The sequence below is a fragment of the Cobetia sp. L2A1 genome (assembly GCF_009796845.1).
Classification (GTDB): Bacteria; Pseudomonadota; Gammaproteobacteria; order Pseudomonadales; family Halomonadaceae; genus Cobetia.
In genome coordinates, this window is record NZ_CP047025.1 from 167,400 (window position 1) to 190,920 (window position 23,521).

Annotated in this window: 22 protein-coding genes; 6 read left to right on the plus strand and 16 right to left on the minus strand. The window is 57.9% G+C overall.

Annotation, left to right across the window (positions count from 1 at the left end; all coding sequences use genetic code 11):
- Window positions 1-78 precede the first annotated feature (78 nt).
- Both rpsO and pnp read left to right on the plus strand, forming a co-directional pair.
- Window positions 79-348, plus strand: a complete 270-nt coding sequence (gene rpsO, locus GQR90_RS00780) for a 30S ribosomal protein S15 (protein WP_158772482.1) — start codon at window positions 79-81, stop codon at window positions 346-348.
- Window positions 349-595: 247 nt separating this feature from the next.
- Complete coding sequence (pnp, locus tag GQR90_RS00785) at window positions 596-2,749, plus strand: polyribonucleotide nucleotidyltransferase (RefSeq protein WP_158772483.1); 2,154 nt, start codon at window positions 596-598, stop codon at window positions 2,747-2,749.
- Window positions 2,750-2,892: 143 nt separating this feature from the next.
- Here pnp and GQR90_RS00790 read toward each other — a convergent pair whose 3' ends face one another.
- From GQR90_RS00790 to dksA, 9 genes are all read right to left on the minus strand, one after another.
- Window positions 2,893-4,074 (minus strand): acetyl-CoA C-acetyltransferase, encoded by a 1,182-nt coding sequence (locus tag GQR90_RS00790; RefSeq protein ID WP_158772484.1) that lies wholly within the window; start codon window positions 4,072-4,074, stop codon window positions 2,893-2,895.
- Window positions 4,075-4,401: 327 nt separating this feature from the next.
- Complete coding sequence (panD, locus tag GQR90_RS00795; protein WP_158772485.1) at window positions 4,402-4,782, minus strand: aspartate 1-decarboxylase; 381 nt, start codon at window positions 4,780-4,782, stop codon at window positions 4,402-4,404.
- Window positions 4,783-4,865: 83 nt separating this feature from the next.
- On the minus strand, window positions 4,866-5,720 hold the full coding sequence (gene panC, locus GQR90_RS00800; RefSeq protein WP_158772486.1) for a pantoate--beta-alanine ligase: 855 nt from the start codon (window positions 5,718-5,720) through the stop codon (window positions 4,866-4,868).
- Window positions 5,720-6,511, minus strand: coding sequence for a 3-methyl-2-oxobutanoate hydroxymethyltransferase (gene panB / locus GQR90_RS00805; RefSeq protein ID WP_158772487.1), 792 nt, complete (start codon window positions 6,509-6,511; stop codon window positions 5,720-5,722). Before panB ends, panC begins: the two co-directional genes overlap by 1 nt.
- A gap of 168 nt (window positions 6,512-6,679) precedes the next feature.
- On the minus strand, window positions 6,680-7,177 hold the full coding sequence (gene folK / locus GQR90_RS00810) for a 2-amino-4-hydroxy-6-hydroxymethyldihydropteridine diphosphokinase (RefSeq protein ID WP_158772488.1): 498 nt from the start codon (window positions 7,175-7,177) through the stop codon (window positions 6,680-6,682).
- Window positions 7,178-7,198: 21 nt separating this feature from the next.
- The gene (gene pcnB, locus GQR90_RS00815; RefSeq protein ID WP_158772489.1) at window positions 7,199-8,599 is read right to left on the minus strand and encodes a polynucleotide adenylyltransferase PcnB; all 1,401 of its coding nucleotides are present in this window, start codon (window positions 8,597-8,599) and stop codon (window positions 7,199-7,201) included.
- Window positions 8,600-9,702: 1,103 nt separating this feature from the next.
- Window positions 9,703-11,241, minus strand: a complete 1,539-nt coding sequence (locus GQR90_RS00820; protein ID WP_158772490.1) for a sigma-54-dependent transcriptional regulator — start codon at window positions 11,239-11,241, stop codon at window positions 9,703-9,705.
- 156 nt (window positions 11,242-11,397) lie between these two features.
- Window positions 11,398-12,336 carry a tRNA glutamyl-Q(34) synthetase GluQRS gene (gene gluQRS, locus GQR90_RS00825; RefSeq protein WP_158772491.1) on the minus strand — a complete coding sequence of 313 codons (939 nt, stop codon included), beginning with the start codon at window positions 12,334-12,336 and terminating at the stop codon, window positions 11,398-11,400.
- Between the two features lie 130 nt (window positions 12,337-12,466).
- Entirely contained in the window at window positions 12,467-12,904 is a 438-nt protein-coding gene (dksA, locus tag GQR90_RS00830) for an RNA polymerase-binding protein DksA (protein WP_158772492.1), read from the minus strand.
- 274 nt (window positions 12,905-13,178) lie between these two features.
- On the opposite strand from dksA, the gene GQR90_RS00835 reads away from it, so the two are divergent.
- Together GQR90_RS00835 and sfsA are read left to right on the plus strand one after the other, a co-directional pair.
- A complete protein-coding gene (locus tag GQR90_RS00835) occupies window positions 13,179-14,366 on the plus strand; it encodes an aminotransferase class I/II-fold pyridoxal phosphate-dependent enzyme (RefSeq protein WP_158772493.1) in 1,188 nt (395 codons plus the stop codon).
- Window positions 14,367-14,393: 27 nt separating this feature from the next.
- Window positions 14,394-15,236: a DNA/RNA nuclease SfsA gene (sfsA, locus tag GQR90_RS00840; RefSeq protein WP_158772494.1), complete on the plus strand. Its 843-nt coding sequence runs from the start codon at window positions 14,394-14,396 to the stop codon at window positions 15,234-15,236.
- 13 nt (window positions 15,237-15,249) lie between these two features.
- Here sfsA and GQR90_RS00845 read toward each other — a convergent pair whose 3' ends face one another.
- Window positions 15,250-15,729 carry a Rieske (2Fe-2S) protein gene (locus tag GQR90_RS00845; protein ID WP_158772495.1) on the minus strand — a complete coding sequence of 160 codons (480 nt, stop codon included), beginning with the start codon at window positions 15,727-15,729 and terminating at the stop codon, window positions 15,250-15,252.
- Window positions 15,730-15,811: 82 nt separating this feature from the next.
- On the opposite strand from GQR90_RS00845, the gene GQR90_RS00850 reads away from it, so the two are divergent.
- On the plus strand, window positions 15,812-16,861 hold the full coding sequence (locus GQR90_RS00850; protein WP_158772496.1) for a ChaN family lipoprotein: 1,050 nt from the start codon (window positions 15,812-15,814) through the stop codon (window positions 16,859-16,861).
- A gap of 169 nt (window positions 16,862-17,030) precedes the next feature.
- On the opposite strand, the gene GQR90_RS00855 is transcribed toward GQR90_RS00850, so the two are convergent.
- The 6 genes from GQR90_RS00855 to GQR90_RS00880 all read right to left on the minus strand — a co-directional run bounded on the left by GQR90_RS00855 (window position 17,031) and on the right by GQR90_RS00880 (window position 22,294).
- Window positions 17,031-17,540: an acyl-CoA thioesterase gene (locus tag GQR90_RS00855; RefSeq protein ID WP_158772497.1), complete on the minus strand. Its 510-nt coding sequence runs from the start codon at window positions 17,538-17,540 to the stop codon at window positions 17,031-17,033.
- 282 nt (window positions 17,541-17,822) lie between these two features.
- Window positions 17,823-18,437: a methionine biosynthesis protein MetW gene (gene metW, locus GQR90_RS00860; RefSeq protein WP_158772498.1), complete on the minus strand. Its 615-nt coding sequence runs from the start codon at window positions 18,435-18,437 to the stop codon at window positions 17,823-17,825.
- Window positions 18,430-19,623 carry a homoserine O-succinyltransferase MetX gene (gene metX / locus GQR90_RS00865; RefSeq protein WP_158772499.1) on the minus strand — a complete coding sequence of 398 codons (1,194 nt, stop codon included), beginning with the start codon at window positions 19,621-19,623 and terminating at the stop codon, window positions 18,430-18,432. The genes metW and metX overlap by 8 nt, the downstream gene beginning before the upstream one ends.
- Before the next feature lie 264 nt (window positions 19,624-19,887).
- On the minus strand, window positions 19,888-20,469 hold the full coding sequence (locus GQR90_RS00870) for a YggT family protein (protein ID WP_158772500.1): 582 nt from the start codon (window positions 20,467-20,469) through the stop codon (window positions 19,888-19,890).
- Between the two features lie 135 nt (window positions 20,470-20,604).
- On the minus strand, window positions 20,605-21,447 hold the full coding sequence (gene proC / locus GQR90_RS00875) for a pyrroline-5-carboxylate reductase (protein WP_158772501.1): 843 nt from the start codon (window positions 21,445-21,447) through the stop codon (window positions 20,605-20,607).
- Between the two features lie 109 nt (window positions 21,448-21,556).
- Window positions 21,557-22,294: a YggS family pyridoxal phosphate-dependent enzyme gene (locus GQR90_RS00880; RefSeq protein WP_158772502.1), complete on the minus strand. Its 738-nt coding sequence runs from the start codon at window positions 22,292-22,294 to the stop codon at window positions 21,557-21,559.
- Between the two features lie 181 nt (window positions 22,295-22,475).
- On the opposite strand from GQR90_RS00880, the gene GQR90_RS00885 reads away from it, so the two are divergent.
- Window positions 22,476-23,507: a type IV pilus twitching motility protein PilT gene (locus GQR90_RS00885; RefSeq protein WP_158772503.1), complete on the plus strand. Its 1,032-nt coding sequence runs from the start codon at window positions 22,476-22,478 to the stop codon at window positions 23,505-23,507.
- Window positions 23,508-23,521: the final 14 nt, after the last annotated feature.

Here is a 23,521-nt window from a genome sequence, read left to right on the forward strand (position 1 = left end):
AAGCCGCATGAAGACTGCAAATATGCGTGGTCTTCGACATTTCTTATCTATCAAGCATATTGCTTACTGGAGAGACAGATGGCACTTACCGCTGAGATGAAGGCTGAGATCGTTACTGAATTCGGCCGTGGCGAGAACGACACCGGTTCCCCGGAAGTTCAGGTTGCTCTGCTGAGCGCCAACATTGATGGCCTGCAGGGTCACTTCAAGGCCAACAAGCAGGATCACCACTCCCGTCGTGGTCTGATCCGCATGGTCAACCAGCGCCGCAAGCTGCTTGACTACCTCAAGCGCAAGGACTTCGAGCGTTATACCGCTCTGATCCAGCGTCTGGGTCTGCGTCGCTAATAGGCGATGTTGCCGCCATGCATTTCGGTGCATGGCGGGCCCCCGGTGGGCACAGGAAAACCGGCAATGCCTGCGGGCGTTGCCGGTTTTTTTGTGCCCGGATGTCATGTCCACTGACCGGTAACTTATATGCTGCTCTCTTCGCTACAGCCCGTATGCAGCGGGGGATGAGGCAGCTTTCCATTGCCTGCGCCACGCTTTACCATGTGCGCCAGACATCGATGACTATCAGAAAAGGACATGCGCCGTGAATCCGGTTACTCACAGCTTCCAGTACGGTAATGACACCATCACCCTCGAAACTGGCCGTATTGCGCGCCAGGCGACTGGCAGTGTCATGGTGACCATGGGCAACACCTCCGTGTTGTGCACCGTCGTTGCCAAGAAGTCTCCGAAGCCAGGTCAATCCTTTTTTCCGTTATCGGTGCATTATCAAGAAAAGGCCTATGCGGTTGGCCGTATTCCTGGCAGCTTCCTCAAGCGTGAAGGGCGGCCAAGCGAGAAAGAGACACTGACGTCGCGTTTGATCGATCGTCCAATGCGCCCCCTGTTCCCGAAGGGCTTCATGAATGAAGTTCAGGTGGTCTGTACGGTGATGTCAGCAGAGCGCAATGTGGATCCAGATATCGCTGCCTTGATTGGCACCTCAGCAGCACTAAGTATCTCGGGCGTGCCGTTTGCCGGCCCGGTCGGGGCAGCGCGTGTTGGTTTCAGTGAGGAGCGCGGCTACTTCCTGAACCCGGGGCATTCTGAACTGACTCACTCCGAACTGGACATGGTCGTCGCTGGGACCGAAAAAGCGGTACTGATGGTGGAGTCTTCGGCACATGAGCTGCTGGAAGACGAAATGTTGGGCGCAGTGCTGTTCGGCCACCATGAGATGCAAAAGGCCATCACTGCCATCGAGTTGTTTGCCGCCAAGGTGAACCGTCCCAAGTGGACGTGGGTAGCACAGATGCCTGACAGTGTATTGGTCGAGGCGCTGGAGCGTGGTTTTTCTGCACAGATCGGCGAAGCGTATCGCCTGACCGACAAGATGGTGCGCCAGGAGGCTCTGGCAGTACTCAAGGCTCGCGCTATTGAAGTGCTGGCCAATGAGCATGACGCGCGCTTTGAAGCTGCTGCGATCATGAATGCCTTTGCGGCACTGGAAAAGCGTATCGTGCGTCAGCGTGTCATTTCCGGTGAACCGCGCATTGATGGGCGTGATGCGCGTACCGTGCGTCCGCTGGACATCGAGATTGGTATGCTGCCGAAGGTACATGGTTCGGCACTATTCACACGCGGTGAGACCCAGGCCATCGTGGCGGCCACACTCGGGAATACGCGTGATTCACAGTTGATCGAGGGCTTGTCTGGCGAGAAGCAGGATCGCTTCATGCTGCATTACAACTTCCCGCCTTACTGTGTGGGCGAGGCGGGTTTCATTGGCTCGCCCAAGCGCCGTGAGATCGGTCATGGTCGACTGGCGCGTCGTGGTATCGAGGCGATGCTGCCTTCGATGGAAGATTTCCCTTATGCCATTCGCGTCGTATCGGAGATCACTGAGTCCAATGGCTCAAGTTCGATGGCCTCGGTGTGTGGAGCTTCGCTGGCACTGATGGATGCGGGTGTACCACTCAAGGCACCGGTGGCAGGTATCGCCATGGGCTTGGTCAAGGATGCGGAGGGTGTCGCTGTATTGACCGATATCCTGGGTGACGAGGATCACCTGGGTGACATGGACTTCAAGGTCGCGGGTACCGCACATGGTGTGACGGCATTGCAGATGGACATCAAGATCGAAGGTATCGACGAAGAGATCATGGAGCAGGCGTTGGAGCAGGCGCTGGAAGCTCGCCTGACCATCCTTGCCCAGATGAACGATGTGCTCGCCGTGAGCCGCGATAATGTCTCTGATAATGCGCCGGCGATGCTGTCGTTGAAGATTTCTCCCTCCAAGGTGCGCGACGTGATCGGCAAGGGTGGTTCTACCATCCGCAAGATCTGTGAAGAGACGGGCGCCAACGTCGATCTCGATGATGACGGCAGTGTACGCATCTACGCTGAGCATAAGGCGCAGGCACGTGCGGCGGCAGATTTCGTGGAAGGCATCATCGCCGAGGCCGAAATTGGCAAGCTTTACGCGGGTAAAGTGGTGCGTATCGCTGATTTCGGCGCGTTCATTACCTTCATGCCGGGCACCGATGGCCTGCTGCATATCTCACAGATTGTCGATGAACGCGTCAATAATGTGCGCGATTATCTTAATGAGGGTGATGAGGTCGTGGTCAAGGTGCTCGATATCGATAACCGTAATCGCGTCAAGCTATCGCTGAAAGAGATCAGTGAAGATGAGAAGGCAGTGTTTGCTGCCGAGCAGGCCGCAGCCAAGCTCGCTGAGCAGACAGATAGCCAGTAAGGCTTGTGTAGGGCTTCTTGTGTTGCACACCTTGTGCAGCTGAGTACCCACAAAAAAACCCCGCCAGTCATACTGGCGGGGTTTTTGTTTATCTCCCTCCCACATCCTGTGAAGGTAGGAGAGAGTGGCTCACTGTTTGGCGATCAGCTGCGCTCGATGGCCAGCGCGACACCTTGGCCGCCACCGATGCACAACGTAGCCAGGCCTTTCTTGGCATCACGCGCAATCATCTCGTGTACGAGAGAGACAAGAATACGGCAGCCGGAGGCGCCAATCGGGTGGCCGAGGGCAATTGCACCGCCATTGACGTTGACCTTGGCGATATCCCAGCCGAGTTCCTTGTTGACGGACAGTGCCTGGGCTGCGAAGGCTTCATTGGCTTCAATCAGATCAAGGTCTTCCAGGCTCCAGCCGGCTTTCTCGAGGCAGCGACGTGTTGCCGGAGCCGGCCCAATGCCCATGATCTTCGGATCAACGCCGGAGCTGGCATAGGCCTTGATGGTCGCGAGAGGCGTAAGGCCAAGTTCGCGCGCCTTGTCAGCAGAGCACAGCATGACCACCGCCGCACCATCGTTCAGTGAGGATGCGTTACCTGCGGTGACAGTGCCTTCTTTCTTGAAGGCAGGACGCATGGCGGCAAGCTTTTCAGCAGTCGTCCCCGCACGCGGGTTCTCGTCGGTATCGAAGACGACGGGATCTCCCTTGCGCTGCGGAATCTCGACCGGAACGATCTGGCTCTTGAATCGGCCGGCCTCAATGGCAGCGCAGGCTTTTTGCTGAGAGGCAGCGGCGAAAGCATCTTGTGCTTCACGGCTGATGTCGTACTTCTCGGCCAGATTCTCGGCAGTAACACCCATGTGGATATCATTGAAGGCATCCCACAGGCCATCGTGAACCATGGAGTCAATCGCCTTCCAATCCCCCATGCGCTGCCCATTGCGTGAGTTGGGCAGCAGGTGTGGAGACATGGACATGTTTTCCTGGCCGCCCGCCAGAATCAGGTCGGCATCGCCACAACGAATGGCCTGAGTTGCCAGATGCAGTGCCTTGAGGCCGGAGCCACAGACCTTGTTGATCGTCATCGCCGGTACGCCTTCCGGCAGGCCTGCCTTGATGACCGTCTGACGTGCCGGATTCTGGCCACAGCCGGCGGTCAGTACCTGGCCGAGAAGGACTTCATCGACCTGATCACCGCTGACGCCAGTACTGGCGAGGATATCCTTTATGACATGAACGCCTAGGTCCACGGCGGAAATTCCGGCCAGGCTACCGCTGAAAGCACCAACGGCGGTACGGCGGGCTGCTACGATCACCACATCTTGCATCTGAATGCTCCTGTGCTCTGGCGAGACTATCTGAGTCAAGGAGCTGCAATGGGTGCGGACAGATAGCGCACGCATCATGCAGCCCTGCTGATATCAGACTCCAGCATAAGGCAGTGTTGTGCAATGCGGCAATCGTCAAAGATCTTCCGAGATGTCAGCCATTTGCCACAGCGAGAAGGCGATGTTCTCAATCTTTCTAGTCGAGAAAACGATTGGATAGGAGGGGGAGGGCCGCAGTCAGCGGACAAGGTAAGCATAATGCAAAACGCCAACCCTGCTGTTGAGCAGAGCTGGCGTCAAGAGGGGCTCAGATAGGGCGGTCGAGCTTCAGGCCATTTGAACTGGAATGGCATTGGCTGTGTGACTTACCTCATTGCCTTCCATGAGATAGACCATGGAAGGCTTGTGAGACGCCAGTTCACTTTCAGCGTAATTGGCAAAGGCACAGATGATCACGCGATCACCAACATCGGCTTGATGTGCGGCTGCGCCGTTCACGGAAATGATTTTCGAGCCTTCCTCGCCACGAATGGCATAGGTGGTGAAGCGCTTGCCGTTATCCACGTTGTAGATCTGGATCTGTTCGTACTCACGGACCCCCGCCATGTCGAGCAGGTCGCCATCAATGGCGCAGGATCCTTCGTAGTTGAGTACGGCATGAGTCACGCGGGCCATGTGCAGCTTGGCCTTGAGCATGATGGCTTGCATCGGTATTCCTCCAGGAAAAGCGCCGCCAACCCATGAAATGAGTATGGCTGACTGGCAGGCAGACAGCGCAGTCTATGCATATTTCAGGTTGTCGGCAGGACGACCTTCAGGTTGTCGAGCAAGCGTGTACGACCTAGATGAGCGGCTGCCAGGATAATGGCTTCACATCCGTCACCCGTGATGGGGCCGAGATCTGACGCGCGGCGCAATTCGAGATAATCCGGCTTGAAGCCACTTTCGCTGATGGCGGCGAGCGCCATGCGCAAGGATGCCGCAGGTTCGACACCACGCTCCAGCTGTACCTTCAGTGCATCGAGACACTGTTTGAGTCGTGGTGCGACCTCACGCTCTTCCGTGCTCAGATAACCATTGCGTGATGAGAGTGCCAGACCATCCTCGGCACGCACGATGGGCACCCCCACGACGTTGATGCCCAAGTGAAGGTCTTGATTGAGCTTGCGAATCACGGCGAGCTGCTGGAAATCCTTCTCTCCGAAACAGGCGACATCAGGACGTACCAGATTGAACAGAATGCTGACGACTGTTGCCACGCCATCAAAATGGCCCGGGCGCCTGCCGCCACATAGTCCCTCAGAAACGCCAGGCACCCGTAGGTTGGATAACCCATCGCGCCCTGCTGGATAGAGCTCATTCGTGGTGGGCGCGAAGAGTAGATCGCAGCCTTCAGACGTCAGCGCGCGCTGATCTGCCGCGAGCGTCCGTGGGTAGCTGTCGAGATCTTCCTCCGGGCCAAACTGCAATGGATTGACGAAGATGCTCGCGACGACCAGATCGGCATGACGACGTGCTTCGCGAACCAAGGAAAGATGGCCGTCATGCAGATTGCCCATGGTCGGCACCAGCGCAATGCGCTGTCCGGCCTGGCGCGCCGTGATGAGACGTTCGCGCAGTTCACTGACGTGAGTAAGAGTCTCCATCAGAAGCCGTGCTCCGGTGCGGGGAAGCTGCGCGACTTGACGGCTTGATGATAGGCGGCGAAGGCCTCCTGTACGCTACCGGCATCGGCCATGAAATTCTTGACGAAGCGCGGCTTACGGCCGGTAGTCAGGTCGAGCATGTCGTGCATGACCAGAATCTGGCCATCCACGTCGACGCCAGCACCGATGCCGATGACAGGTACGCTGACGGCGTCACGCACCTGGTGTGCGAGCTCGGCAGGCACACACTCGAGCAGAATGATGGCTGCACCGGCAGCTTCTAGCGTGCGGGCATCTGCGATGATCTGTTCGGCTCGCGCATTTTCACGCCCCTGCACCTTATAGCCGCCGAAGGCATGTACATGCTGCGGTGTCAGTCCCATATGCACACAGACCGGCACGCCACGCTGGACGAGTGATGTGACCGCATCTGATAGCCATGCTTCACCTTCCACCTTGACCATCTCTGCGCCAGCACGCATCAAGCGAGCGGCGTGGTCGAGCAGGATATCGGTGCTGGCGTTGCTCATGAAGGGAAGATCGGCCATCAGCAGGCTGCCTTGCTTGCCACGCGCGACAGCTGTCGTGTGATAGCAGATATCGTCGATAGTGACAGGCAGGGTGCTGGTGTGGCCCTGAAGGACCATGCCGAGGGAATCGCCGACCAGTAGCACTTCAATACCGGCATCACCGGCGAGGTGGGCAAAGGTGGCGTCATAGGCGGTGAGGCAACTGAACGTCTCACCATCAGCTTTGAGACGGCGCAGGGTGCTCAGGGTGACGTTTTTCATCAGGAAGCGTACTCGTTGCGGCGCGTATAGCGCGCCTGCCCGTGGCGTCGAGCAGGCACTATCACCAAGTAGGCCTGAGGAGCAGGCATATGGTGGCACGGCCGGTGTTACCAGAAAGTGTTACCGCGCAGCCTAAAGTGGGCGTAACGGTAACAGAGTGGCGAAACTCTACTCCTGAGGCCCGAGCGGGAGCAAGTCGTCACCTTCAACCCGCTGAGCCAGCATCTCGAGATTTTCATTGCTCAATGAAGACAATTTCTGAGGACCAAGCAAGTCAGCAAGAGGGCGCATCACGAAACCACGATTCAGCATTTCGGGGTGGGGAACGACAAGGCGAGGAGTGACGATGGAGCGATCATCAAACAATAGCAGATCAAGATCCAGCGTCCGTGGTCCCCAATGGCGTAGGCGCACACGACGATGCTGCTGCTCAAGTGCTTGCAGCTGATCCAGCAGTGCGAGGGGAGACAGGTGGGTATGCAGCTCGGCAACGGCATTGACGTAGTCGGGCTGATCCTGGGGGCCGACCGGCTTGCTGGCATAAAGACGCGAATATCGCGTGCAGTCAGTCAGCGGTAGCCGATCAAGGGCCTCAAGTGCGCGCTCAAGTTGAGCGCGCGGATTGTCGAGATTGGCCCCCAGGCCGATCAGAGCAGTCGAAATCATGCGGGTTTCCTGCTCAACTGCCTAGCCCTGTCCGCGACCATTGCGCCGGCGCTTGCCGCGACGTTTGACGCCGACCGGCTTGCTGCCTGCGGGGCCTTCATCGGTGACCAGCTCGATCATCGAGACCTGAGTGCGCGCGTCGACTTCCTGGAAGTCGGTCCACCACTTGCCCAGTCCATGTTCGATCTCGCCAGCAAATTCCCGCAGTAACAGGAAGTCGTAGGCGGCACGGAAACGTGGATGCTCGCGAGTCTGGAAGGCGCGCTTGCCACGACGACGCGGCAGCTTGGCCTGCATATCCCAGATCTCGCGCATCGGAATGCTGAAGCGCTTCGGGATGGAAGTATGGTTGAGCTGACGCGCGATAGCCTGTTGAGAGGCTTGGTGGGCTGCCGGAATTTCTGGCAGACCACTTTCGATCAGCTGGTCAGTCCGTGCCTTGACACCTGGCCATAGCAGTGCGGCATACAGGAAGGCAGGTGTGACTGGCTTATCTTCGCGAATGCGATCATCCGTGCTGGCCAGTGCCTTCTCGATGAGCGGCATGGACCAGGAATAATGCGCAAAGCTCTCTTCTGTTTCCGGGAAGAGCATCTGGAACAGGCCAAACTCACGCAGTAGATGGAACGTTTCCAGTGCGTAACCCGACATGAACAGCTTGAGAACTTCCTCGAACATGCGTGCTGGCGGAATCTGCAGTAGCAGCGGGGCCTGCTCGTACATGGGCTCGGCAGTCGCTTCTTCGATGTCGAAATCTAGCTTGCCGGCAAAGCGCACCGCACGCAGCATGCGTACCGGGTCTTCGCGATAGCGGGTATCCGGATCACCGATCAAGCGAATCATGCGTGCTTCGATATCACGCACGCCATGCGCCCAGTCGTGGATCGTGAAGTCCGATACGTCGTAGTAAAGCGCGTTGATCGTGAAGTCGCGGCGAAGCGCGTCCTCCTCGATGGAGCCCCAGACATTATCGCGCAGCAGCATGCCATCTTCCGACTGCTGAGTGTGCTGAGTCGGCGTGCTATCGGCAGGCTTGCCGCGGAAGGTAGTGACCTCAATCACCTCGCGTCCGAAGCGTACATGCACGATGCGGAAGCGGCGTCCGATGATGCGAGCATTGCGGAACAGCTCGCGGACTTGTTCTGGCGTGGCGCTAGTCGCGACGTCAAAGTCCTTTGGGCGTTCACCAAGCAAGGCATCACGGATGCAGCCACCGACCAGATAGGCCTGATAGCCACCACTCTGCAGGCGATAGAGCACCTTCAGCGCATTTTCGCTGAGTTGGCGGCGGGACACGGGATGCTCATCCCGCGGAATCACACGCAGGCTGGGCAATGAGGCCGCGGGCGCGTCAGTTGCATTGAAAAGCGTCTTCAAGCGGTCACCGGGGCGTTGTAGAAAGCGGGTAAATCCTTTAAGCATGCAGCGATTCGACTCGTGCGTGGCAGGCCGCCCAGTGTAGCTGAGGGCAGATACCTTGGCAAAGCGCCGGTCTGCCTATATGGGCCGACTCTGCACTTCAAGGTGCCGGAAAGGTAAAGAATTACCTCTCTAGCAAGGAAAAAGGGAGACCGATGACTCGGTCTCCCTTGCAGGTAGAGTACACGCATCCTTGAGCGGATGTTCTTTTTCGTGATGGCGCATCGCCCTGAATACGGACCACAGTCACTAATCAATTCAGACAGATCATATTATTGTTATCTGGCTGTCTGTTCGGTGACCATCTCGTATTCAAAACAATCTTCCATTCACCGACGGCTGAATAGCCTCCCCCCGATAATTATTGTTGTTTCGGGGGTGATCCGGGAGTCGAGCTTCTTGTTCTTGTTGGCGCTCGAGGCCGGATTCGTCGCGTCCTGGTCAATAGATTCCGGACTGCCGATATCTTGTTGTTATTGGTTCGGCGGATGATGACCTGCGGCCGCTTGTTCTTGTTGTGGCTCTTGCCATCTTCCAACGTGGTTGGCTGAGGCATGTAGATCATCATCAATGTCACTCGCTCGACGGGTATTGTTCTTGTTGGTGTCGAGGGTTTTCGAAGCATTGCGCAATGTTGTTTTTGTTGGACGCGCTTCGTATTTCCGGTTGTTCTTTTTCTTGACCGTAATGTTGCATCGGATGTGCCACATCTTAAAAAAAACTCGCAATTCAGTCATTTAGACATAGGTAGCTGAGACGTGAGGTGTATAGCGAACTGAGGTGTTACCTGACGTGGCCATTACTGCGCTGGATAGGGTCATGGTTTGGGGTCGATGGTAACAATTGGTGCGAAGGTCTAAAGAAGTTGCTTGCAAGCTAATGATTGAACACGGTTTTTTGCCTGCGATCCGACACTAAAGTCTAGCGATGCGAAGATAGGATGCTGAGTCGGGAACGAAAATTGGCGCCGTCTGACGGCAATTGGCCTCTGGAGAGGCACCCAGATGGTGCGTCTAGCCTGCTGAGACAAGACTGATGAGCCGTGCGAAGGCGATTTCAGTCGACGACGCGCTCAAAAGCTGGGGGCTGGAAAAAGAGTGCATGTTTCAGGCCTGTGGGGTACTGCGACGACCTTTTCTGCGTGGAATGCCCAGGCGCTGGCGTCGCTCCCACAGGTTTTTTCGACTGATGCCGAGGCGTCGTGCCAGTTCTGTCTCGCTCATGTGATCTTGATGCTCAAGCACGAAATGCTGGAAATAATCTTCCAATGACAAATCTTCCTCTTCGCTATCATCGCTGACGACCGCCAGGTTGCTGCGTGACACTTCCGAGGATGTTGACGCAGCCGGTTTGCCAGTGGAAGTGGATATGTCGGTAGTTGAGGAGGTCGCCGCGGTGCTTTTCTGTCGAGCGTCATCACTATCAGTACTTACCATGGGGGAGAGGCGAGACGCCTCCGGTGGCAAGCCTGAAGGGCCGCGTAGCCCAAGGTCCTCGGGGGCTATGATGCGCCGATCTGCGAGAATGACGCCGCGCTCCAGAGCATTTTCCAGCTCACGAACATTGCCAGGCCATGCGTAGTGGTGAATCTCCTGTCGTGCACGCTGGGATAAGCGCATGCCATCACGACCATGTTTGCGTGCAATGCCATCAAGTAGATGTTCGGCCAGTACCAGCACATCATCGCCGCGTTCACGCAGAGGAGGCAGATCAATCTCCATGACATTGAGGCGATAGTAGAGATCGAGACGAAATTCACCGGTGCCGGATAGCTGATGCAGATTGCGATGTGTGGCCGCGATCAGGCGTATATCCACGTAGCGAGTCTCGATTGCCCCTACACGGCGAATCTCGCCCTCCTGAAGGACACGCAGCAAGCGTGCCTGCGCGTCCAGCGGTAACTCGCCGATTTCATCCAGGAACAGCGTGCCACCATCTGCGGCCTCGATCAGGCCGGTGCGCGAGCTGGTCGCGCCGGTGAAAGCGCCTTTCTCGTGTCCGAATAGCTCAGATTCGATCAGCGTCTCGGGTATGGCAGCACAGTTGACACAAATGAGTGGCGCTTGATGACGATCGCTCTGACGATGAATTGCACGTGCGACCAGTTCCTTGCCAGTGCCGGATTCGCCCAGTACCAGGACGGTGACATTGGCGGGCGCGACCTTGCGTATGCGTGTGTAGACCTGCTGCATGGCGCGGCAGTGGCCAATCATCTCTATGGGCTGGCCAGTCGCTCCGCAATGGCCTGATGGCCGCAGTGAGGGCGGTATCACGGAGGGTGACGGTGGCGCAGCGTCTCGTGGCAGTTCAAGTGCCTCACGAACGCTACGCGTAAAGACATCCTGATCAAAAGGCTTGGTGAGGTAGTCAATGGCACCGGATTTCAGGCTGGCAATGGCGGCATGCAGGCTTGGTGTGTCTGCCAGCAGGATGACTGGTGCCGGGCAGCTTGCCTGAATGATGGGCTTGGCATGCTCACCAGCCAGTGCGATATCGCAGATCACCAGTGCAAAATCAGCCGGCACCTGGGTGAACGCGTCTTCAAGTCCATTGGCCTGAACGACGCCATGCCCTTCGCGCTCCAGCAGATGTTGCAATGTATTGCGCGTGGCACCTTCCTTTTCGACGATCAGAATCCGGGCCATTGAGTGGGGTCGCTCGCCTGATGAGAAGTATGAGGGAGTGAATCTTGCCTGTTGAGTCTGTCTTGTTCACTCAGGGGAGGCAATCCGACAATCGTGGCTGTCAGAGCACGATTGTCAGAGTGCGAGCTTCAGAGTGCGAGTCTCAGGGCACGGCTGTCAGAGATGAGTTGCCGCACTCAGCGTCGGCGTCTTGCCGATGGCCGCGAGTGACCAGCGGGGGATGGCATGGCCTAATTGTTCTTCGGGGCTGGCTCCTGCCAGCTCTCTCGGCGGATCTTGGCCGAGTAGCTCCAGAGTGTGATGCAGCCGCTGGCGGATAGCGTGCGGTGATTCCGGCAGCGCAGGCGCCAGGTTCTGTTTGGAAAGCTTCTGGCCGTTGTCTGCCGTGATCAACGGGAGATGGGTCAGTCTCGGCATGGGAAGCCCGAGCGCCGCTTGAAGCAGGCGCTGCCAAGGGCTGTTATCGAGCAGGTCCAGTCCGCGGACCACGTCGGTAATGCCTTGATCTGCATCATCCACGATGACGGCTAGCTGATAGGCCCACAGGCCATCTCTACGCTTGAGTATCACGTCGCCAAGGGTGGCGAGATCCAGTTGTACGTGACCTTGCAGGCGATCCTCCCATCCTGCGATCGCGGTATTCCCCCCCCATTGTTCCGCTGCTCGAATGTCGAGTCGCCATGCATGTGCTTCCGCAGGTGGCGTGCGGCGGGTACGACACCAGCCTGGATACAGCGGAAAGTCGCGCCATTGCTTGCGTGAACAGACGCAGGGGTAGACGACGCGACCGAGCTTGAGCTGCTCAAGTGCTGCTGCATAGGCGTCATGGCGGCGGCTCTGATAGCGCACGCCGTGAATGATATCGTGCGCATCGTTACTGGCGTCCCACTCAAGGCCAAAGGCCTCCAATTGACGCAGGATGGTATCGGCGGATCCGGATGGACAGCGAGGTGGGTCGACATCCTCGAGACGTACTGACCAGTTGCCGCCGTGGTGGCGGGCATCGAGATAGCTGGCGACAGCGGCGAGCAGAGAGCCAGCATGCAGTGGGCCAGAAGGGGTAGGAGCGAAACGGCCACGGTAGGCGGTAGACATCGGGAGGGCTCCGGCATCCGTCATGATTGGCTATTTAAAGAAGACGAACGCATACGGGCACCGCTCCGAGGAGGGTGCCCGTATGGGAAGTCGTACCGGTGGCGAACCACTGGTACTCCGGCAACAGGGCTTAGCGGCCCAGCTGCTTTTCTTTCAGCTCGGCCAAGGTCTTGCAGTCGACGCACTGGGTGGCGGTCGGACGTGCTTCCAGGCGGCGAATGCCAATCTCGACACCACAGGCGTCGCAGAACCCGTAGTCATCTTCATCGATATTATCGATGGTCTCGTTGATCTTCTTGAGCAGCTTGCGTTCGCGATCACGCGTTCTCAGTTCGAGGCTGAAGCCTTCTTCCTGAGTGGCACGGTCCGCCGGGTCAGCATAGTTGTTCGCATCTTCCTGCAGGTGGCGTACGGTCCGGTCGACCTCTTCCATCAGCTCCTGTTTCCAGTCCAGCAGGATCTGGCGGAAGTGCTCCAGCTGCTTTTCATTCATGTATTCTTCACCCGCTGCCGGCTCATAGGGGGTGAATTTCTTAAGCGCTTCCGGCTTTGTTTCAGCTACTGACATGGGACCGCCTCATTCCGCAGGTGACTTGGGCCAGCGACAGCTTGATATGCTGTCTCCTTGGCCACGGCGAGGGGGCTGTCCTGACTGCTGCCCTCGCGAGAAGATCAGCTTATTTAGCGTAAAAGTGACAAGTTTGCAACACCTCTCCGACGATAGTCGGTAATGGTTGAGATGTGCTGACCTTGGTAAAGCGGATGATTTTCGTGTTGATGAGGGGTGGGAATAAGGGCGCGACGGCGCCTAGAATGGGGCTCAAGCCTTGAGGAGTGTTGTCATGCAGTTTGCTCGCCGTGTCGAATCTGTCGCCGCCTTTCGGGTGATGACATTACTGGAAGCTGCGCAGGCGCGCGAAGCTTGTGGCCATGATGTTATTCACCTTGAAGTCGGTGAGCCGGACTTCCCCACGCCCGCACCAGTCATCGCTGCTGGTCAGGCTGCTCTGGCGGCGGGTCAGACGCGCTATACCCCGGCCTGTGGCCTGCCGGCATTGCGTGAGGCGATTGCTGCCGATTACGCGCGCCGCCACGGTGTGACGGTCTCGCCGTCGCGCATCATCGTGACTCCTGGAGCCTCCGGCGCGCTGCTATTGGCGACGCTGCTATGTGCTGAGCGCGGTGACAGCGTACTGATGGCAGACCCCACATATCCGTGCAATCGTCACTTCATGGGACTAGCTGATGCGCAACTGGATGTGGTGCCAGTCAATGCCGAGAGTGGCTGGCAGTTGACCGCTGAGCTTGCCGACGAATATTGGCGCGACAATACCCGCGCAGTGATGGTGGCATCGCCCTCCAACCCGACCGGCCATGTGCTGTCACCGACGCAGCTGGAAGAACTGGGTGACTTGTGCCGCGCGCGTGGCGCGCATCTGCTGGTGGATGAAATCTATCAGGGGCTGACCTACGGCGTCGCGTCGCATACTGCATTGGCAGACTGTCCGGATGCCTTTGTGATCAACAGTTTCTCGAAGTATTTCGGCATGACAGGCTGGCGGCTGGGCTGGCTGGTTGCACCGGAAGCTGCTGTCGAGCCGCTTTCTCGGCTAGCGCAGAATGTTTTCCTCGCCGCATCCACGCCAGCACAGTACGCCGCTCTAGCGGCATTCACGCCGGAGTGTGAAGCAGAGCTTGAGCGCCGTCGCCATGTGCTTGAAGGGCGCCGTGAGGTGCTTCTCGAAGGCCTCGGTCGGCTTGGGTTGGCGCCCTTGGTGCCACCGCAAGGAGCCTTCTATGTCTGGCTGGATATCAGTCACTTGAGTGATGACAGCGAAGCATTCTGTCGTGCGTTTCTTGAAGAGGAAAATGTCGCCATCACACCGGGCACTGACTTTGCGTTAGCCGAAGGACATCGCCATGTGCGAATCGCTTTCACGGCCGATGAAACGCGGCTTGTTGAAGCATTGGCACGATTTGAGCGTTTCCTCGCTCGCCGAGCTGCCCAGTGTGACGGGGCGTTGGCATGAGGATGTTGGCATGAAGAGGGCGGCCTGATGATTCTGGAGGGGCTATATCGCGGGCGGCTACTGCGCCGCTATAAGCGCTTCTTCGCTGACGTCGAGTTGCTTGAAGGGCCGCGGGCCGGGGAGGTGGTCACGGCACATTGCCCGAATACCGGCTCTATGCGAGAGGTATGTGTGGAGGGCTGCGATGTGTGGCTGTCGCCCTCCGACAACCCCAGACGCAAACTCGCCTGGACATGGGAGCTGATTCGACTGCCACTCGATCCGCCAGGGATTCATGGTCAACGTGAGGCGTTGCTTAGTGTGCATACAGGGCGTGCCAATGCACATGTCGAGGCGGCATTGCGGTCAGGCGATCTGGCGGTGCTCACGCAGTGGGGGCTTGCAGGCTTTGCACGTCTCGAGCGCGAGGCGAAGGTTGAGGTGATGCCCGCGGGTAGCGAAACGCTGGAGCGCTCGCGGCTCGATTTCTTGATGTGGCCGGTAGAAGCCGGTGCGGCCTCCACTTATCTGGAGGTCAAGCAGGTGACGCTGCGTGAAGCAGATGGCCACGGCTACTTTCCGGACTCGGTCAGCGTGCGTGCGCGTCGCCATCTGGCCAGTCTGGCCGCGTTGGTGGGGGCGGGTCATCGCTGCGTGCTGGTGTTTTGCGTTGCTCATGATGGTATTGAGGATGTCGCGCCAGCAGCGCACCTTGATCCAGGTTATGCACAGGCTTTTGCTGAAGCGCAGGCGGCCGGTGTCGAAGTATTAGCGCTAGGCATGCAGATTCAACTAGCGCATTACGAAGGGGGGATAGGGCAGCCATTGTGGCGCGCGCAGATTGCATTGACGCGAGCATTGCCACTGCATTCGAGCGTGCTCGAGGCTTGATGGCGTGGCTTCTTTACGTATCAGCCCTCTTATTGTCGTCCCACAAGATAAGATAGTGCTGATCTTCGCTATTCTCGGGCCTGTCGCCGCTCTGTCGTATCTCTACGCGTAGCGCGGCGAGTTGCTCACCTGGACAGGGGCCGCTCACGCAAACGCCGTGCTGAGGCTCGAAGCAGGCTTGGTGACGATGACACAGGATCAACCCGCCGGTGGCATCCATGTAAGGGTCTTGCTGACTGCCATGCCCATCGCGCTCAGCAATCAGCCGGCTACCGTGATGTGGGCAGCAGTCCAGATAAGCGTGCGGTCCATCCTCCAGCATGACCAGGAATGCCGCGCGGCCATCTTCAAGTTGCAATGCGCAGCTCTGCCCGACAGGCAGCTCAGGATACGGCAGAATCAATTGCGGCATCTGCTGCACGGACTCCAGCGCCCGGCATTCCTGTGTCGAGCCAAGCAACGTTGAGCGGCGTGATGGTGGGCTTTCGGACATGGAGTGGCTCGCATCGGTTATCATTCTGGGACAGTATGTTTTCTTGTGCGTTTTACCGTTTCCTTCACGTCTGGTCATCTTCATGTCGCTATTTCATCGCTCGACTTCTCATCGCTCTGCTCGTGATACCGCTTCCGGCATCAGTCGTCGTCAATTGCTGGCGGGGATGGCGGTGTCTGCTGGCGGACTTTCGCTGCTGGGTAGCTCGCTTGCTCGTGCAGCTGATCAGAGTGCGGTGGGGCCATTGCCACCATTACCTGCCTGGCATGATCCCAAGGCATCGCATCCCTTGCTCGGCAGCATCCTTGTTGCCGACGGTAATCGTCGCCTGTCGCCGGGCGCGCTAGTCGATTGGAGTCAGACACATCCGCGGGTGCTGCTGGGAGAGCATCACGACAATCCGGATCATCATCAACTGGAACGCTGGTTGATCGAGGCACTGGCGACGCGCAAGCAGCTGGGCGGTGTGGCGCTGGAGATGCTCGATACCACTCAGGATGCAGCACTGTCTTTGGTTAACCGTACCTCGCTCGCCGTGGCAGGTCTTCCGGATGAAGAGTTGAAGCAGCTGCTGGCATGGGATGAACGCTGGACCTTCACTGACTATGCGCCGCTGGTGCGCAGTACGCTGGATAGCGGCATCCCTCTCTCTTCAGCCAGCCTGTCAGCGACACAGATGCATGATGCCATGGCGCCCGGGCAGGCAGTGCTGGCCTTGCCAGAAGCTGTGCTGCGTCTACAGCGAGAGGCACTTGATGAGGGGCATTGTGGTTTGCTGCCGCCAGAGCGCTTGGATGCGATGTTGCGTGGCCAGTTGGCGCGTGATCAGCAAATGGCAGAACGCCTGGATGCATTGACGTCCAATGATGCCACTGCGCTGTTGGTCTGTGGCAGTGGCCATGCTCGTCGTGATATCGGTGTGCCGCGCTGGCTGGACGGAAAGGCATTATCCGTAGCGCTGATGCCAGTGGCTTGGGATGACAATGGCCAGGCATTGACGCGATTGGAAGACTATTTGCCCGAAAGCGCCGGTGCAGCCCCCGCCTATGATCTCGTGTGGTTCACGCCGGCGCGAGTGGTGCTGGATGATGCCTGTGCGGGCTTGCGTGAAGCGGGCGAGACCTCTGCTTAACTGAGTGCTCGTTGAGCATAAGATGTTGATCTGATCGGCGATGCTCAGACATGAAAAAGGCACCTCCAGTGGAGGTGCCTTTTGGGTTCTCTTGTTGCATGCAGTTCTTTACGAGCCGTGTCCTGGCGCTCTGGTGTTCGATACTTCCCAGGGGGCGCCTATTCACCGTTCAACTGTTGCTTTGAGTATCAGTGCCGGTTGGGGGCATTTCGACAGTAGACGTGCTTTCTGCGCGACGCCGAGTGGCCTTTTGCGGTATTGACTCATCCTGGCTGTCGTTGCTGCCGGGCTGTTCACGGAAGCGGTCTTCGATATAGGTAATGCGTGTGCGTTCATGTGGGACCGGCTTGAAGTCGGCGTCGACACTGACAAGCACGATACGGTCGATGGTCAGAATGCGCTCGCGGGTAATCTTGTTGCGGATCTCGACGCACAGTGAGATGGAGGTGCGGCCGAAGTCGCTGGCGGTAATGCCTAGCTCGATGATGTCGCCCTGGCGTGCGCTGGAGACGAAGTTGATCTCCGACATGAACTTGGTCACCACACGGGAGGTACCTAGCTGAACGATGGCGTAGATGGCGGCTTCTTCGTCTATCCAGGCCAGTAGGCGTCCACCGAACAGGGTGCCGTTGGGGTTGAGATCTTCGGGCTTGACCCACTTGCGGGTATGGAAGTTCATGCGCTCTCTCCTAGGGATGGCGATGCATCTTCACCGGAAGTGCGGGTCGCGATCCTCTGCTGCGTTTACCCTGAAAGTATATAGACTTTAGTTGTGAGTGTCTGTCATCGCCGAGATAGCCCGGGACTATCGGTCGAGGATGGGCGTCGATGAGAATTCACGGGCGAAAGGATGAGGGGGCGAGAGAATCCGTGGAGGAATGACGCACAGAGGCCGGCAGAAAGATCCTGCCGGCCTCTGTGATGGGGCGGGTAAGCGCAGTGCGCGGGCGCCTGGAAAGAGCTAGCGCTCTAGCGGTGCGAAGTTGTCGCGACAGACACGGAAGATGGCGACTTCACCGAATAGATTCGGCCACCAGGTCGCCGCCCGGTGTGGCTCATGATCACCATTGCCAACCGCGCGATCGATGATCTTGAGGCCCTGGTCACGGCATAGGCGCTCGAAGTCAGCAAAGGTCGATAGATGGATGTTGGGCGTGTCGTACCAAGCGTGCGGGAGTGACTTGGAGACGGGCATGCGTCCCTTGAGTCCAAGGTGTAGACGATGGCGCCAGTAAGCGAAGTTGGGGAAGGTGATGATGGCTTCTCGCGAGACACGCATCATCTCCTCCAGTGCTTTGTCCGGGCGCTTCAGCACCTGCAATGCTTGAGACATCACCACACGATCAAAGGTGTCGTCAGCAAAGTTGGCCAATCCATCATCGACGTTCTGCTCGATGACGTTGACGCCGCGTGCGACACAGGCATTGATGTTGTGTGGGTCGATTTCGAGTCCATAGCCGAACACCTGCTTCTGTTCTGCCAATGAGGCCAGTAAGGTGCCGTCGCCACAGGCGAGATCGAGTACGCGCGCGCCGTTTGGAATCCAGTCGTGAATCTGGGCGAGGTCGTTACGCATGGGCAGTCTCCTGCGCGTTAGTGCGACGTGCGGCCGATTCACTGCGGGCCTGGTCATGTGCGCGCGTCAGGAAGTTGCCCAGCACTGTCTCGTAGCGCTGACCCGGTAGCAGGAAGGCATCGTGACCGTGGGGGGAATCAATGTTCGCGTAGCTGACGGATTTCCCCGCATGAATCATGGCATTGACCAGCTCGCGAGAGCGCGAGGGTGCGAAGCGCCAATCGGTCGTAAAGCTGACCACAAGTATCGGACAGCTGATCGGTGCCATGGCGGCAGCCAGATTGTCGTCGGCGCGCGCGGCAGGGTCGAAGTAATCCAGTGCCTTGGTCATCAATAGGTAGGTATTGGCGTCGAAGGCAGTAGAAAAGGTATCACCCTGGTGGCGTAGATAGCTCTCGACCTGAAAGTCGACATCGTAACCGAAGTTGAGACGGTCTTGACGGAGGTCGCGGCCGAACTTGGTGCCCATCGAATGCTCGGAAAGATAGGTGATGTGACCCACCATGCGAGCCAGCTTGAGACCGCGCTTGGGTACGGCATTGATCCGCGCATACCAGCCATCATGAAATTCAGGATCAGAGCGGATGGCCTGACGCGCGACCTCGTTGAAGGCGATGTTCTGCGCCGAGAGTTTCGGCGTGCAGGCAACGATGGCGACATGGCCGACCCGCTCGGGGTGGTCCAGCGTCCACTGCAGGGCTTGCATACCGCCTAGCGAACCGCCGACCACCGCCGCGAAGCGTGTGATGCCAAGGCGTTCGGCAAGGCGCTTCTGGCTCTCGACCCAATCCGGCACGGTCATCAACGGGAAGTCGGGGCCCCACTGTGCATTGGTGTCGGGGTTGATCGAGGTGGGACCGGTGCTGCCATGGCAGCCGCCGATGTTATTCAGCGAGATCACAAAGAAGCGTGCAGTGTCGATAGGTTTGCCGGGGCCGATATAGTCGTCCCACCAGCCAGGCTTGCGATCACTCATACTGTGATAGCCGGCAGCGTGGTGATGGCCAGTCAAAGCGTGGCAGACCAGGATAGCGTTGCTGGCGTCAGCGTTCAGCTCGCCGTAGGTCTCGTAGACCAGCGAATACTGTTCGAGGCGTCTGCCGCAGGCTAGCTCCAGCGGGGTATCGAAGTGGGCAGTCTGAGGCGTGACCAGACCGACCGAATCCGGGGGCAGGGAATCAGGCATCGTGGTGAAGGTTTCCAGCATCATGTCCAGCAAGAGTGTTCGGGCATGGCCCGTGTCCGGGGCGCGAAGCGCGGTGATGCGCCTTGTGGGCGTCTCTTGCACCGTAGTAGTGAAGGCTCCGGCCGAGGGCTTACTCTAGCACAGCGCTGCCCGAGCGTGAGCCAGCGAGAAGATACGGATACACAAGCGCCCGCAACGGAAATCCGTAGCGGGCGCTTGTGTATCTGGATGATGGGTTTTGCTTGCAGGTCTGACCTGAAGGTCTTAGCCGAAAGCGCTACGCAGCATGCCTAGTGACGGCAGAGTACGACTGACAAGACTGCCGAGCAGGTTGAGTGCGATGAAGACGAAGATCGGCGACAGGTCGAGCATGCCGATGGACGGTATTACCTTGCGCACCGGCTTCATGATCGGATCGACCAGCTGGTGGACGAGAATGGCACCCGGATGATTCGCCTTGGGGGAGACCCATGACAGGATGATCATCGCGATCAGTGCGAAGAAGTAGATGTTGATGATGCTATCGAGAATGGTGCCCAGTGCCGTCAGTGCAATGAAACTCACCGGTAGCATGCCACCACCGAATAGTGCGCCAATGGCGACCAGTACCAGGCAGACTACGATGAAGGCTGCGGCGAGTGTCGCGATGTCAAAGCGGCCCATCGGACGCAAAATTCCCTGCAGCGGCGCCACCAGCGGATTGGTCGCCTTGACCACCGACTGGGTGACCGGGTTGTAGAAATCTGCGCGCGACAACTGCAGCAAGAAGCGCAGCATCAGTATGTAGACAAACAGCTGCAGCAGGATGGTAGTCAGCTGAAGTCCGATGTTACCCATAGCACCCATGGGGTTTTCCTTAAGACGGTGATAGTTGAGGGGCACGCACGATAATTACGCACGTTATACCGATAGCATGCCAACAAGAGATGAACAGCGCATGATGGCGTGTTCATCTCCGTGCTGCCAGTCATTGGCGTTGGGTTATTGGTCCAGCTCTCGGGCCATCTCCGCGGCACGTACGCTGGAGGCCTTGGCAGCGCGCGCGACGATCTCACGCAAGTCATCATTCTCGAAACTGTTGATCGCGCGTTCGGTGGTGCCGTTCGGTGAGCAGACGCGGCGGCGCAGCTCGGCGGGGTCGTGCTCACTGGTGAAGGCCATCTCTGATGCCCCTCGCGCCGTCTGGATCGCAAGGCGCCGAGCCGTCTCGGTGCTCAGGCCCAGTTCGATGCCTGCTGCCTCCAGGGCTTCGATGAAGAGGAAGAAATAGGCGGGGCCAGAACCGGAAATACCGGTGACCGCTTCCAGCAGGCCTTCGTCCTCGACCCATTCGACGACTCCGACAGCCGTCAGCATGTCGTCCATCAAGGCGCGCTGATCTTCTGTCACCTGAGCGGTAGCGAACAGGCCGCTGGCGCCAACGCCGACCAATGAAGGTGTATTCGGCATGCAGCGAATAATGGCGAGATCTCCGCCCAGCCAGCGCTCGAGACTCTCGCAGGTAATGCCCGCTGCGACTGACACGATCAGTGGCTTGCGTGTCTGAACGGCAGCGACAAGTGCTTGGCAGACGTCATGCATCATCTGTGGTTTGACGCCCAGGACGACGACATCAGCGCGCGATACGGCGTCATCGTTATCTTGCGTGGTGCTGACACCATAACGCTTCTCGAGTGCATCAAGCGTCTCGCGGGAACGTGCCGTTGCAATGATATGGCTAGCGGGATAGCCGGCCGCGATCATGCCACCGAAGATAGCGCTGGCCATGTTGCCTGCACCGATGAAGGCAATCGTGCGAGGTGCTGAGGAAGTCTGACGAGTCATGCAGTGCTCCTGTTGCTAGGGGCTTTGAAAAGGCGCCGTCATTGAGGCGTGATGCCAGCCTCGAGGTTGCGAGAACACTGGCTGCCATCGAGACGAATACGATGGAGAGTCAGGATGTCGCGGAGTAGTCACGCGCACCAAAGATAGCCGTACCAAGACGGACTAGAGTCGCGCCCTCGTCGATGGCGGCTTCCAGGTCAGCACTCATGCCCATCGAGAGCGTATCAATACAAGCCTGAGGATAGCGTGCTTGCAGCTGATTCAGCATCTCATGTAGCTGGCGGAAGGGCGCGCGCTTCGTTTCTTCACTGGCATCAGGGCCACAAGGGGCCGGAATGGTCATCAGACCACGTAGATTCAGATTAGGCAGTGCCATGACGATATCGGCCAGTGCCATGAGTTCCTCGGGTGCGATACCAGCCTTCGAGGCCTCTCCGGAGACATTGACCTGCAGGCAGACATTCAAGGGATCACTCGCTGCGGGGCGCTGCTCGCTCAGTCGACGAGCGATCTTGTCACGCTCTACGGTATGTACCCAGGTGAAATGTTCGGCAATGGCGCGGGTCTTGTTGGATTGGATCGGGCCAATGAAATGCCATTCGATATCTGTCAGGTCTGACAGGGCCTGCTGCTTATCCAGCGCTTCCTGGAGATAATTTTCGCCAAAGGCGCGTTGTCCAGAATTCCAGGCAACACGTAGCAAGGAAGCCGGCTTGGTCTTGCTTACGGCCAATAGCTGAGCGGCATCAGTATTGCGTTTACATGTCTGTAATGCATTTTTCAGTCGAATGCGTGCCTCTAGGATACACTGAGTAACACTAGCTTCATCATCAGGGACTGTGGTCATGCGGCTCGGCTCCTGAAATTCACGGAATATCGTTACGATCAACGACGCAACGCGCTTCGGCTGTAGTATCAGACGATGAGCGTTCTGGTTTCACCATGATCGCGTCATCTGCCGAATGGTCAACGGTTCACATACACAAGATGCGTTTTTACAAGAGCTTCGGTCTTCGCGAGGGATATGCATGGATATTACCGAATTGCTGGCTTTTTCGGCAAAGCAGAACGCCTCGGACCTGCACCTGTCGGCAGGTCTGCCTCCGATGATACGTGTCGATGGTGATGTACGGCGTATCAATGTCCCGTCCATGGATGACAAGCAGGTACGGTCGCTGATCTACGAGATCATGAATGACAAGCAGCGTCGTGATTTCGAAGAATTCCTCGAGACCGATTTCTCCTTCGAGGTGCCTGGTGTATCGCGCTTTCGTGTTAACGCCTTTCATCAAGGGCGTGGAGCCGGTGCCGTTTTCCGTACCATCCCCTCTGAAGTGTTAACGATGGAAGACCTGGGGTTGGGCGAGGTATTCCGCAAGATGTGCATGTTGCCTCGAGGACTGATTCTGGTCACGGGGCCGACGGGGTCGGGTAAGTCGACCACGCTGGCGGCGATGGTCGACTATATCAACGAGAACAAATACGACCATATTCTGACGATCGAGGATCCGGTTGAGTTTGTGCATCAGTCCAAGCGCTGCTTGATCAATCAACGTGAGGTGCACCGGGATACTCATGGTTTTGCACCCGCCTTGCGTTCGGCATTGCGAGAAGATCCTGACGTCATTCTGGTGGGTGAGTTGCGGGACCTGGAAACTATCCGCCTTGCACTGACCGCTGCCGAGACTGGCCACTTGGTGTTCGGTACGCTGCATACGACCTCAGCAACCAAGACGGTTGACCGCATCATTGATGTCTTCCCGGGCGATGAGAAGTCGATGGTGCGCTCGATGCTCTCCGAATCACTGCAGGGGGTTATCGCTCAGACATTGCTCAAGAAAGTGGGTGGTGGCCGTGTAGCAGCACACGAGATACTGCTTGCAACGCCTGCCATTCGTAACCTGATTCGTGAGGATAAGGTGGCGCAGATGTATTCTTCCATTCAGACCGGCGGCGCGCTAGGTATGCAAACACTGGACTCCGCGTTGAGTCGTTTGCTAGCCGAAGGGCTGGTGACCAGAGAAGAGGCTCAGGCGAAAGCCAAAGGGCTCTTGAGCTGATGAATAGGATGCAT